Annotated in this window: 12 protein-coding genes; 6 read left to right on the top strand and 6 right to left on the bottom strand. The window is 44.1% G+C overall.

Annotated features, from left to right (window positions below):
• Positions 1–29: 29 nt before the first annotated feature.
• From treB to gmhB, 4 genes are all read right to left on the bottom strand, one after another.
• A complete protein-coding gene (gene treB, locus L4D74_RS02230; RefSeq protein ID WP_428750503.1) occupies positions 30–1,454 on the bottom strand; it encodes a PTS trehalose transporter subunit IIBC in 1,425 nt (474 codons plus the stop codon).
• A 236-nt stretch (positions 1,455–1,690) separates the two neighbouring features.
• The gene (gene treR, locus L4D74_RS02225; protein ID WP_428750502.1) at positions 1,691–2,635 is read right to left on the bottom strand and encodes a trehalose operon repressor TreR; all 945 of its coding nucleotides are present in this window, start codon (positions 2,633–2,635) and stop codon (positions 1,691–1,693) included.
• A gap of 20 nt (positions 2,636–2,655) precedes the next feature.
• Positions 2,656–3,030, bottom strand: a complete 375-nt coding sequence (locus tag L4D74_RS02220) for an MliC family protein (protein WP_428750501.1) — start codon at positions 3,028–3,030, stop codon at positions 2,656–2,658.
• A gap of 146 nt (positions 3,031–3,176) precedes the next feature.
• The gene (gene gmhB, locus L4D74_RS02215; RefSeq protein WP_265673788.1) at positions 3,177–3,728 is read right to left on the bottom strand and encodes a D-glycero-beta-D-manno-heptose 1,7-bisphosphate 7-phosphatase; all 552 of its coding nucleotides are present in this window, start codon (positions 3,726–3,728) and stop codon (positions 3,177–3,179) included.
• A gap of 199 nt (positions 3,729–3,927) precedes the next feature.
• Between gmhB and metN the strand changes: the two genes are divergently transcribed.
• The 3 genes from metN to L4D74_RS02200 are packed head-to-tail and all read left to right on the top strand — an operon-like array spanning position 3,928 to position 6,475.
• Positions 3,928–4,962 (top strand): methionine ABC transporter ATP-binding protein MetN, encoded by a 1,035-nt coding sequence (gene metN / locus L4D74_RS02210; protein WP_428750500.1) that lies wholly within the window; start codon positions 3,928–3,930, stop codon positions 4,960–4,962.
• A complete protein-coding gene (locus L4D74_RS02205) occupies positions 4,952–5,629 on the top strand; it encodes a methionine ABC transporter permease (RefSeq protein WP_265673786.1) in 678 nt (225 codons plus the stop codon). Before metN ends, L4D74_RS02205 begins: the two co-directional genes overlap by 11 nt.
• Before the next feature lie 33 nt (positions 5,630–5,662).
• The gene (locus tag L4D74_RS02200) at positions 5,663–6,475 is read left to right on the top strand and encodes a MetQ/NlpA family lipoprotein (protein ID WP_265673785.1); all 813 of its coding nucleotides are present in this window, start codon (positions 5,663–5,665) and stop codon (positions 6,473–6,475) included.
• A gap of 136 nt (positions 6,476–6,611) precedes the next feature.
• On the opposite strand, the gene L4D74_RS02195 is transcribed toward L4D74_RS02200, so the two are convergent.
• Positions 6,612–7,388 carry a Zn-ribbon-containing protein gene (locus L4D74_RS02195; RefSeq protein ID WP_428750499.1) on the bottom strand — a complete coding sequence of 259 codons (777 nt, stop codon included), beginning with the start codon at positions 7,386–7,388 and terminating at the stop codon, positions 6,612–6,614.
• Between the two features lie 35 nt (positions 7,389–7,423).
• The gene (gene syd / locus L4D74_RS02190) at positions 7,424–7,969 is read right to left on the bottom strand and encodes a SecY-interacting protein (RefSeq protein ID WP_428750498.1); all 546 of its coding nucleotides are present in this window, start codon (positions 7,967–7,969) and stop codon (positions 7,424–7,426) included.
• 110 nt (positions 7,970–8,079) lie between these two features.
• Here syd and queF point away from each other — a divergent pair, with 110 nt between their 5' ends.
• The 3 genes from queF (at position 8,080) to L4D74_RS02175 (ending at position 12,899) form a co-directional block, all read left to right on the top strand.
• The gene (gene queF / locus L4D74_RS02185) at positions 8,080–8,925 is read left to right on the top strand and encodes an NADPH-dependent 7-cyano-7-deazaguanine reductase QueF (protein ID WP_428750497.1); all 846 of its coding nucleotides are present in this window, start codon (positions 8,080–8,082) and stop codon (positions 8,923–8,925) included.
• 25 nt (positions 8,926–8,950) lie between these two features.
• A complete protein-coding gene (locus L4D74_RS02180) occupies positions 8,951–11,224 on the top strand; it encodes a tetratricopeptide repeat protein (RefSeq protein WP_428750496.1) in 2,274 nt (757 codons plus the stop codon).
• 103 nt (positions 11,225–11,327) lie between these two features.
• Positions 11,328–12,899 (top strand): GGDEF domain-containing protein, encoded by a 1,572-nt coding sequence (locus L4D74_RS02175; RefSeq protein WP_428750495.1) that lies wholly within the window; start codon positions 11,328–11,330, stop codon positions 12,897–12,899.
• Positions 12,900–13,058: the final 159 nt, after the last annotated feature.

The following is a 13,058-nucleotide window of genomic DNA, read 5'->3' as shown; positions in this document are numbered from 1 at the left end:
ATAGGCTCGCAGATACGAGCCTTGAAATGTTATGCCTTTGCGAGTTCAAGCTCGCCTTTAGACTGGGCTCTCTTATACATAAATAACGTAAGCATGATAGGAATCACGATAGCCACCAGCATAGCCACGAGATAAATGGTCCAATATTGAGGCTGGATGGATAAGATACCCGGTAAGCCACCCACACCGATCCCATTTGCCATCACACCAGCGCTGCCACAAATCGCCGCAGCCGCAGCACTGCCAATCATGGCGCTAAGCATTGGGAACTTGTACTTCAAGTTGATACCATACATAGCAGGCTCGGTGACCCCTAAATAAGCTGAAATAGCGGCTGGAACTGAAATATCTCTCTCACCTTCTCGCTTACTAATAATGATGATGCCAACAACAGCCGACGCTTGTGCGATATTCGACAACGCAATCAATGGCCAGATTGGGGTACCACCCAACTCTTGCATCAACTGAAGGTCAACAGCATTGGTGGTGTGGTGAATCCCTGTGATAACCAAAGGGGCATAGAAAAAGCCAAAGACAATGGCACCCAGTACCGCAAAATCCCCAGTCATCGCCGCTTGAGCTGCAAAGGCTACGCCATCGCCAAGTACTCGACCAAAAGGACCGATCAAAGCGTGGGCGAGCACAACTGACAAGATAATGGATACAAAAGGTACGACGACCAAGTAGAGGTAACTCGGTACGATACGCTTTAAATGCGTCTCAATGAACGCTAACGCCACGCCCGCTAACATCGCTGGGATCACTTGCGCTTGATACCCAACTTTCTCGATAACAAATAGTCCAAAGTCCCAGACTTCAGGTACCTGTTTACCAATAAGGTAAGCATTCATCAGTTGTGGTGACACCAAGGTTACCCCTAAGGTAATCCCCAAAATCGGCGTACCACCTAATTTTTTAACGGTAGACCAACAAACACCAACGGGTAAGAAAAAGAATATGGCTTCACCAATTAACCATAAGAAAGAGTGTACCGTGGCCCAAAACTGGCTAATTTCCGTTAACGTTTGACCATCAAACATTCGAATATCGCCAATAACATTACGAAAACCCAGAATTAAACCACCGGTGATTATCGCAGGTAAAAGCGGAACAAAAATCTCAGCAAGGTGAGAAATACCGCGCTCTACAATGTTCATGTTACTTCGTGCAGCGACTTTAGCTTCATCTTTTGAAGACTCACTTTTACCCGTCATGGCAATAAGGAGTTTATAAACCTCATCGACTTCAGTACCTATCACGACCTGAAATTGACCAGCATTAGTAAAGCACCCTTTTACTAATTTAAGCGCTTCTAAGGCACGCTTATCGGCTTTGTCCGTATCGTTTAATACAAAACGAAGACGAGTTAGACAGTGACTGACACTGGCAATATTCTCTTGCCCCCCGACACCGTCAATGATGGCAGCAACATCTTGTTTGGCTATATGGCTCATCGTATGCAGACCTTTTCTGATAATTGAGATGAATCTCCGCTCACCTCTAATGAATTATAGTATCTTCACCTCAATGATGGGAACATTCCCAATAAAGAGTAGGGACAGTGTGCCACCAGAAAGCACCTTACAGAATGGGAACATTCCCATTAATTGAGCATGATCACACTCTTTGGTTAAATTTACAGCGTTTGTTGTTAATAATGAGAAAAATCAACGAGAGGAAGTCGCTGACGTCAAACAGCTTCTTGAGTGAGGTGCTGAATTGATTCTCCCTGTTCTAGCTGACTGATCAACAAGTGAGCCGCTTTACTGCCAGCTTGTTGGTAACCCGGGTCAATACTATAAACTTTGGGGAAAAGAAATGAGAGAAGCTCATTGCCACCAATACCAGTTACCACAACATCTTCACGCCCTAGTTCCTGCAAGCGTTTCACCGCGCCAAGTGCTAACGTGTCACTGGCACAAACCAGCGCTTGCAACTGAGTACTAATAACTTTATCTACTAAATGGTAAGCACTGTCATGGTGAAGCGCCCCGGTCTGGTAGCAAAGCGCAATACCCTGCTCTTCACACCACTCCTGATAAGCCGTTAAACGTGCTAACCCTGTGGTTTTATCTGTAGGATCGACGCCAATAAAAGCCAAATTCGTTAAACCATCTGTCGCCAACTTACTGAGTACAGATCGAATGAGCCCTTGGTTGTCATAATTAATCGACGATACTTTATCAGTGTCCATCGCGATCACGACCGCTTTCGATTGCCAACGGCTCACCTCTTCTACATCCAGAGAAGTGAATCCAAAAACAATGACACCATCGACATTACGCTTACGTAACACGGTCAGGTGCTCATTGGTTTTTTGTGGATCGAACTGACTTTCCATGATCACGACATCGTAGCCCGCCGCATACAGCACGTTGAGCATGCCACTCACCGCTTTGTTTTCTGACGGGGAGTCCAAACGAGAAATAATGACGCCAATAACCTTGGGGTTGCCACCGCTTCGCATTGACTGGGCAGATTTAGACGGTACATAACCATGCTCGGCAATAATCGCCTCGACTTTCAGCCTCGTATCAGGCTTCACTTTAGGATCCTTGGTGAGCACCCTAGAAACCGTCGATTTCCCAACACCAGAGAGTTTAGCAATGTCCAAAATAGTGAGTTTCTTGCTCATATTACCTTCAATCTTTGACGTTATTTCGCCATACAGCCGTTATACGTTTGACCTGATATCGTAAGCATTGCTTGCTGACCTTTGGTAAACAGCGCCACTTCAGCATCACTTTCTAATTGGCCATCTAGTGTATATTTCACACCAGATGCAGAAGGCACACGATGTAAGTGATTTTCTGTGCCATCAATAAGCACTAGCACTTGCTCATCATCTAAAGCCGTGACCACAAATTCAACCGATTCACATTGATACAAAGTCGAAGAAAGCTCACTGCTTGCGTCGTTCTGATACAGTGAATTTGCACTTTGCTCGGCCTCCGCTGCATATTGACTACAACCAGCAACAACACTAAGTAGGCTGCCTATCAGCAAATACTGCCATTTATAGACGTTCATATTTATCTGCACTCCTTTGCTTTATCGCCATCATAGCTTTACCGCCATCATAACCTTAGTCAGTCATTCAGTTCCGTAGCCCGTTTTCCGTTCTTGTCGCATCCACTTAAAGGCTATGATTCATGCAGCCTAGTCGTACGAGCAGTTTATTTGGCAAGATAAGCCGGAACATCACGAATACTATCTAACACCACTGAAGCAATACTTTCACCACGCTCAGTCACTGGCTTGCCAGTTCTGACCAAAATTTTAGTTGTCACTCCAGCCGCTTCGGCTGCCATCAAATCTTCAGCTTTATCACCCACCATGACAGAGTTCGCCATATCAATATCAAGAAAATCGCGTGCTGAAATAAACATGCCTGGTTTTGGCTTACGACATTCACAGTCTTGCTTATATTCGCCAATACCATGCTCGGGATGATGAGGACAGTAGTAAATCCCATCTAACTCCACACCATTGTCGCTAAAATTCCAGTCCATCCATTGTGTCAATGACATGAAGCGGTCTTCTGAAAACATACCACGAGCGACGCCGGACTGGTTGGTCACCACCACCAGCATATAGCCAAGCTGTTTTAATTTTTTGGCCGCTTCAAATACACCATCGATGTACTCAAAATCATGCTCATCACTGACATAACCATGATCAACGTTTATCACGCCATCACGATCCAAAAATACGGCGGGTTTAGCCACAGGTCACTCTCTTCTTATATATAGGTGTTAATAGACTGAATTATTACATGCTTTGATCGCTTCATCACTATGAAAATGACGTTTAGACGTCTAGACGTAAAAATATCCATTGACACAAATAAGCAAAACCCATAGCATCTTCTAGTAATTGGGATGTAGTTCAAACTTTTATGCTACTCATAGAGTTCAGGTTGATTAGATGATCGAAATTAATCAGGTAAACAAAGTGTTTTATCAAGGCACTAAAGCCATCAATGCACTTGCTGATATAGACCTTCATATTCCAGAAGGCACAATCTTTGGCGTGATCGGCGCATCTGGCGCAGGGAAAAGTACCCTTATTCGCTGCGTCAATATGCTTGAAGCACCGACGTCTGGCGCAGTGATTGTTGATGGCGTTGATCTTACTCTGCTCTCTAAATCAGAGCTCAGCCAAGCTCGCCGTAATATTGGCATGATCTTCCAGCATTTCAACTTGCTCTCATCTCGCACTGTTTTTGGAAATGTTGCACTGCCTCTTGAACTGGCTGGTAAAAGCCAAGCGGCAATCGAAGCGAAAGTATCTGAGTTATTGGTACTGGTTGGCCTTGGCGATAAACGTGATACGTACCCAGCCAATTTAAGTGGTGGACAAAAGCAACGTGTTGCTATCGCTCGCGCACTTGCCTCCGACCCTAAAGTATTATTGTGTGACGAAGCGACCAGCGCGTTAGATCCTGCAACCACCCAATCTATTTTAGAGCTACTTAAAACCATTAATCGTAAACTTAAAATCACCATTTTATTGATCACTCATGAAATGGACGTGGTAAAAAGTATTTGTCATCAAGTGGCGATTATCGGTGATGGTCGATTGGTAGAAAAAGGGTCGGTTGGTGACATCTTTGCTCACCCAAAAACTGAACTTGCGCACCAGTTCATTCGCTCTACATTGGACTTGTCCATTCCTGAAGATTACCAACGTCGATTGCAAACCAGCCGAGTCGAAGGCAGCTATCCATTGGTTCGCCTTGAATTCACTGGTGCAACGGTCGATGCTCCACTTATTTCGCAAATCGCTCGCAAATACAATATCGATATCAGCATTCTTAGCTCTGATCTCGATTACGCCGGTGGCGTAAAATTCGGCATGATGGTTGCTGAGCTCTTTGGCACCGAACTTGATGACAATGCGGCAATAGAATACTTGCGCAACCACAACGTAAAAGTAGAGGTACTCGGTTATGTCCTTTAATTCTGTTTCAGATTGGCTGTCCCTTAATGGTGAACTGCTACTAGGCGCAACATGGGAAACCCTCTACATGGTGGCGGTTGCTGGTGTCGTTGGTTTTGCTGTAGGTATTCCTCTTGGTGTTATTTTACACACTACTAAAAAAGGGGGATTACTTGAAAATACTCGCCTCAATAATATCCTGGGCGCGATTGTTAACATGGGTCGTTCTGTGCCTTTCCTCGTCCTTATGGTCGCGATTATCCCGCTCACCAAGCTGCTAATCGGCACGTTCATTGGTACTACCGCAGCGATCGTACCACTAACGATTGGTGCCATTCCATTTGTGGCTCGCCTTATTGAGGGCGCGTTACTAGAAGTCCCAAGCGGCTTGGTTGAAGCAGCCCAGTCGATGGGCGCGACGCCATATCAAATTATTTCGAAAGTGTTGCTTCCAGAAGCATTACCAACCATTGTGAATTCAGTCACGATCACGCTAGTCACGTTAGTCAGCTACTCTGCCATGGCAGGAACCGTGGGCGGCGGTGGCTTAGGTGATGTCGCTATTCGCTATGGGTTCCATCGATACGATGTCGTGATCATGGCCGTTACTGTGGTCATGCTTATTGTATTAGTTCAAATTATTCAATCGATTGGCGATCACATTGTTCGTCGCGTCGATCACAGATAAAGCAGTTAAAAAGTTTATAACAAGGAGAAAGTCATGAAATTCAATGTTAAAGGTTTGCTTGCTATCGCAGCGGCAGCATCAGCACTTGTGCTATCAGGTTGTGGTGAAAAAGAAGCGGATACTAACAGCATCAAAGTTGGCGTAATGGCTGGCGCAGAAGCTCAAGTTGCAGAAGTCGCAGCGAAAGTCGCGAAAGAAAAATACAACTTAGATGTTGAGCTTGTTACGTTCACTGATTATGTAACGCCAAATGCTGCACTGGATGATGGCTCAATTGATCTTAACGCATTTCAGCATAAGCCATATCTTGATCAACAAGTTACTGACCGTGGCTACAAACTTACTATTGCAGGCAACTCGTTTGTTTACCCTATCGCAGGCTACTCTAAGCAAGTCACTTCTGTTGACGAGATAGCGGAAGGCGCACGTATTGCCGTACCAAACGATCCAACTAACCTTGGTCGTTCATTACTACTGCTAGAGCAGCAAGGTCTTATTACATTACGTGAAGGGGCTGATCTTGCAGCCACTGTGCGTGACATTGTAGAAAACCCAAAAAACATTACGATTGTTGAACTGGACGCGGCGCAACTTCCACGCTCTCTTGACGATGTAGCGCTATCAATCATTAACACCACTTACGCAAGCTCTATCAACCTAACACCAGAAAAAGACGGTGTGTTTGTTGAAAACAGTGAATCACCTTATGTGAACCTGATTGTGGCTCGTGAAGACAATGTGAACGCTGAAAATGTTCAAAACTTTGTTAAAGCTTACCAAACAGAAGAGGTTTACAACGCAGCGTCTGACATCTTCCAAGGTGGCGTAGTTAAAGGCTGGGAATAAGCTGGAGTAGATTTTCTAGTTCATAGAGAATCCCTCAATGATTTGGGTATTCATAGCTCATAAACATTAAAAAAGGTTGAAGCTAAACGCTTCAACCTTTTTTATTATCAGTCGAAAATACTGGCCAGTCTGCGCCCTACTTTAGGTGATCCCAAGAAATATTAGAGACGAGTCGGCAATCATCACACTTAAAATGGAAAATGTCGTGCAGTGGCTCATCAAGCAACCATTCACCCTCACACTTAGGACACTTACGCGCCTTCTCTTCCGCGAGACTCTGACCTCCAACTTTATAAAGGTAATAGTACGTCGGGATATGAGTCATGAACTCAATACGGCCACGAAGATCCCAGCCGCGTCTAAATAGATCACTGCTAACATCGCTCAACTCTCTAAGTGTGGCATGCTCAGCTCTGCAGCCTCCGCCCATTTGCACTTCGTCACACGCTTGCCATTCCGTCTGCCACTTAATCACAGATTTATGATCACCGTTTAGCGTTGGTGGGTTACGGTAAAGAGGAATGGGTAATAAGGTGTCACCGCTTCTTAATGGAGAACACGTATGTACATACGTGGTATACAGTACTTGCCAGCTCGGAGGCGTGACCTCCGCTGACTCTTCCGAGTTTAAATCTTGCCCAAGTAAGCGCATTTTGGGTGCCAGCAAAAACGCATCCGACAATCGCTTAAAGCAAACTTTAACAAAATCTGAATGGTTTTTAGGATGTAAGCTGTCTTGTTCAGGGCAGACAACACGAACATAAAACTCGCCATCCCCCATAACGATAGGAAACTCTCGTCCAAGTACTTGGCCATTAAAGCGAAGCGCGTCCATTAAGCCATTAATGCCTTTTTCTACCGCGGTGATCGTAGTGTTGTCAAAACACTCAAATTGAAGCTCTACAACGTACATATTAAGCGCTAAGCTCCTTTGAATATGGATTTTTATTAGACATTAGGCTCCAACCCATTAAGAAATGAAGCTAAGTCATCAGCAATGACATCACGACGATCAGTGCCCAAGCGCTCTAATATGACTTGTCCGCTAATGTTACATATCGAAATAACATCCATATCGGCATCGGTTGCGGCAATAAAAACCGTCGGTTTTAGTTTTAACCGCTTTTGAGTCACTAAGTGCCCCAATATATTTTCTTGTAAGCGAACATAATCTTCATCACTCCACACTTGCAACAGCGTTAAGGTATTACCTTGCCAAGTGGCGTCCATGTCCGCGCTGTACTGATGACCGTAGAACGCTTTGACGTCATCATGAATCAATAACTCTATACCACGCTCAATACTCTCTAGCTGCTCCGGTGTTTCACGTAAGCTCGCACGCCAAAATACCTGTTGGTCATCTTTACTTTCAATACATGGAGAAATCAGATCATATAACTCTTCATTCGCTGGGAGCGTTTGGTGCTTTTTCTGCCATGATTCTTCATAACGCTTAGCAAAAGCTTCTAACGCCTGTTGTACACTTTGATTCATATCGTCTCCACTTATCATCGTACTGAACACGGATTTCCGCTCACAAAAGATGACAGCTATTCCGGGATCTCGTAAAATTCGCATTATTCTAATCGAAATATCACACAATTATGAGCAAATATTCCAACGCTAAAGAGCTTTCTGGCCTCACTCTTGGCCAAAAAACCGATTATGCTAATCAATACGACCCGTCTTTATTGCAACCGGTGCCAAGAAGTCTCAATCGTGATGATCTTGAGCTGGGCAATGAATTGCCATTTAAAGGCTGTGATATTTGGACGCTTTACGAAATTTCATGGTTAAATAACAAAGGGTTACCACAAGTCGCCATTGGTGAGGCCTACATTCCTGCCACCAGTACTAACCTCATTGAGTCCAAGTCTTTTAAACTCTATCTCAATAGTTATAACCAAACTCGCTTTGCTAGCTGGGATGACGTTCAACGTTCAATTCAAAGCGATCTGTCGAACTGTGCAGGAGAAGAAGTCACCCTTAAACTGATTCCAGTGAAAGACTATGAGCAGTCGGTTATTGTCGGTATGGCTGGGGATTGCATTGATGAACAAGATATTGAAATTAATAGCTATGAGTTCGATGCTAACCTACTGCAACACGCAACAAGCGACGTGATAGTAGAAGAAGCGCTGCATAGCCATCTACTCAAGTCTAACTGCCTCATCACCAATCAACCAGATTGGGGCAGCGTAGAAATTCAATATCATGGTCCTAAAATTGATCGTGAAGCACTACTGCGCTATTTAGTCTCGTTTCGTGAACACAATGAATTCCACGAGCAATGCGTGGAACGCATCTATACCGATATTATGTCCTATTGCCGTCCGAGCACACTCACCGTTTACGCTCGCTACACACGACGTGGCGGATTAGACATCAACCCTTACCGCTCTAGCAGTCAATCATCACCTGAGCATAATGCTCGTATGGCTCGACAATAAATTATCATTAGGAATGGATGCACTCATGAATTCTAAATTCTGGCCTGTATTAGGATTATTCGCTTCGCTTTTTGCGGGGGTGTATTCCATGCCACTTCACGCTGTTAACTTTACTTCACCACTACTTGTTGAAGCAGATAAACTGGTCGAGATTGAACCACAAAAAGCCAGTGATATTGCCAGTGACTACCTTAACAGCCGAAAATTCATTGAACAGACGGATGATCGCCCGTCAAATTTATCTAGAGACGATACTGACCAACGTGTTCGTACCCCGCTGAGTTCGGTCAATGCCCTCACTATTTTAGCGCAAGCGCAATTCAATTTAGGTCATATTAAAAGTGCGCTAAAACGCTTAGATGAAGCAGAGGCGATGACGAAACAGTACCGTTTACTGTTTCTGGAGTTGGACATTCGGATTCTAAAAACCCGATTAACATGGCTAAAAGATGGCGAGGGAGCCAAGGCTCTAGACTCGTTGAAAAGCATAGAAAGTGAGCTTGAAGGCATCCGCAAGGGCCAAAGTATCGCCAACCGCACCAGTTACCGAATTAAAAAGCTGCAAGGTGAAATTGCCTCGGCAGAAAATGAATTTGAACTCGCCAATCACATGTATCAAAAAGCTGGCGTATATATTCCTAGTGATTCCGTGTCGAAGCTATCGATTGATTACCACACCGCTTATGGAACACACTTTTTACGCTATCGCCGTTACAATGAAGCGCTATCTGAACTATTGCTCGCATACTGGGCAGCAATAGAGTTAAATTCTGGGGATCAACTGGCGAACATTAACCAGTTGCTCGCGCAGCTATTTATGCAAAGACAAGTCCTCGACAAAGCGCTGGAACACCTATCTCAAGCCGCAGACTTTTATGACAGCTACCCCGACTCACCCGTTCTCGTCGATGTATTAAAGCTCATGGGCGACATCTACTTCTTGCAAGGAAAGTACAACCTTGCATTAGTGCACTACTTTAATGTTGTCGATCACCGAAGTTTTGACCGGAATATCGAGAAAGTCATCGATATTCGCATTAGCCTCGCATCAACCTATTTGCAGCTCTATAACTACCCATTGGCAGAACAGTATTTAACTCGAGCACAAAGCTTATTGTCCCTGTCAGACTACCCTGCGCTTAAAGCACGCGCCGCTCTGCTCTACGCCGGCCTAGCCTACCATCAAAAAGAAAGTGACAAAGTCTTAAAGCACGCTAATGAAGCGTTAATGCTGAGTCAAACACTGAAACAAACGTCTATTGAGCAACAGTCCTATCAACTACTTGCCCTTGGTCATGAACAAAAAGGCAATTATCAACTCGCGCTGGAAAACATTAAGCACGCCAATTCACTACGTATATATCAGCAAGACCAATTAAATCAAATTAGTGAAGATGCGTTTCGTCAACAAAAGCAGTTTGTAGAGCAAGGGCTTCACTACGAAACTCAAAAGCTTGAATTAAAAGACGCTCTGATTGCACAGCAGAAGTTTCAAAAAGTCGCGTTTGGACTTTTTTGTACTGTTGCTGTCATATTTCTCGTCGGTGTACGAATGTTTTTCGTTAATCGACGAATGAAAGTCGAATTATTAGAACTCAATGACACCCTATTTACCCATGCTCGCTCCGGACTGCCGAACCTACGTTTGCTTAATGCTAACTTACCAAGCTCATTGCAACGTACTCAGCGTAACTTTGAACAATGGCAAGTCGGTGAGCTGATTAATGAGCCACTAAGTGATCGCTTACGGTTTGTGATGATTGATATACCGTTCCTGCGCAACATGTACCTACAAAATGGTTATAAAGCGGGATTGGAGCTAGAGCGCGCTTTTGGCGAATTTGTTCGAAGTAAAATTGACCATCCTGCGCGTATCTATCACTTTTCAGATGCAAACTTGCTGTACATCGAACCCAGTATCAAACCGCGTACTGCCGAGAGCCTGTTCGATGAAATACAAAGTTGGGTTAGCGAGTTCGAACCCAACCGAAAAATCAATCGTATCGTCCGCGTTGGGATGGCGAACTACCCGTTCCTACCGCGAGCTTACACCGCTATCAATGACAAAGAACTGTTGGATATTTTGCTGGTTTCAACGCATATGGCCAGAGACATCAGCATGCAAGAAAGTAAGAGTCATTGGGTGTATCTCAAAGCTATTGATAACGCGCCAGCAGCTAGCCTTGCAACTGATGACATAAGGAAAGCGTGTAAGACTGCGATTAAGCAAGGGTTAATAAAAGTACATTCATCTTCCCAGAATGAGGACGGCTTCAAAAAAACGCTCACTGAAGGGTAAAAAAACAGCACTTGAACCGAAGACTAGGTGACGTTGTGATGTTTTTTGTTATTATCATTTGATGCATCAATAACAATACAACTGATTAGTTTTTATAGAATTTATGGGCCCATCTGAAAGTGATACTTTAGAGCAACTCCATCTGTTAAAAGTACAGTTGGAACAACTACGTCTTGCTCAAAGAGATGCATCGCTTAAAAGTCGACGAGAACAGACTGTACTTAAGCGCTTTATCTCAACACTCAGCCGTGCCCATATCGGCTCTCATCCTCGTATTGATGAAAAACTGATCGAACTTCGTCACGAACTCGAACATAATGCCGACATCAGTAGCCTGATCCCTCGTTTTGCGATTCTAGAACGCCTAATCGCGCAAAAGTCAGCAGCCGTCGATAAACAAGATACCTCGTTAGACGAACAGCTTCGTCGCAGTGGCGAAACGCTTCAACGCGTTTCTGGCTTACCTGCACAAATCAAACGTGATTTGCGTGCCGTACTCACCTACAGTGATAATCACAGCTTCAAAAAAACCGATAATGCTATCAAGCTCCTCAATATCTATGACAGAGCAATAAAAATTATCACCTCTAATAGCGCACTCACCCTTAAAGAGCCAGACGCAAAGCCAAACAACCATCATCTCCTTTTAGGCTTGAATGAAGAGCTACAAAACCTCATAACTGAACTCGATTTTGAAGGTGAATCAGGTGAACAGCTACTCGAAATCCGTGCCAAACTGTTAATGGAGATCTCTGGTGACGCACTTCTTGAGCTGACTTTAAACGTGCTACGTCTGGTTATTGACGCCACGAATTATGAAAGAAAAACCTCTGAGCAATTTTTAGAGCAAGTCAACGTATCCTTGTCTAACTCACTAAAAAATGGCACTCAAAACTTAGACCAAAACCAAGTTTACTTTGAACAAAGACAACAAATTCACCAAGAACTTGGCTCACTAGTCACGACTAGCCAATCGAACATTAGCCAAAGTCAGGATCTCGAAACAGTCAAACGCACAATGGAGCCAGTACTTGCTCAACTGGCTTCTCTCACTGAACGTCTGCAACATGCAGAGATGAGAGAACAAGCCCTACTTGACCGAATGCAGTACAACAATAATCAGCTAGAAAACCTATTTGACGTGACGCAAGATTATCGACGTCGACTAGAAGATCAATCGAAGCGATTGCTTACCGATCCGTTAACCAAAGTATACAACCGGACGGCGTTGTTAGATAAGCTCGAGTTAGAGTATCGACGATGGCTAAAAAACCAACACTCACTGCGATTGGTCATCCTTGATATTGATAAGTTCAAAAGTATTAACCATAACTTTGGTTACAGTGCTGGCGATAAAGCGCTAAAAATCATAGCCCGAACCATCGCGAATACGGTCGCCGATACCGATACGGTTGCTCGTTTTTCAGGAGAGGAGTTCATCCTCATTATGCCGGAACAAAACGATGCTCACTGCCAAAAAGTTGTACAAGAAATTCAATCCAAAATCAGCAACTTACCATTTAAATTCCGAGATCAACTCATCACCATCACCTTGTCGGCTGCCAGCACTGAATTCAATCAAAATGACACCCCTAACGAAGCGCTGGAGCGCTTAAACCAGATCTTGATACAAACCAAAAAACTGGGTCCAAACCAGTTTGCATGGAAAGCGTAATCCACTGTCATTAATAAATAGTGATAGAAAGTTACCTTATATTTGCTAGTCTAATAACTAACCTATGTCGTTAAGTATTAACGAGTTGTGGTTTATAACAATACTAATTATGGCTAATGCATTGCCCTCCCCTACGTTCAGTACCGCACATTTTCATGT

Source organism: Vibrio cionasavignyae (assembly GCF_050337155.1).
GTDB classification, from domain to species: Bacteria; Pseudomonadota; Gammaproteobacteria; order Enterobacterales; family Vibrionaceae; genus Vibrio; species Vibrio nomapromontoriensis.
Note: the sequence above shows the minus strand (reverse complement) of the source record. Positions and strands in the feature narration are given on the sequence as shown.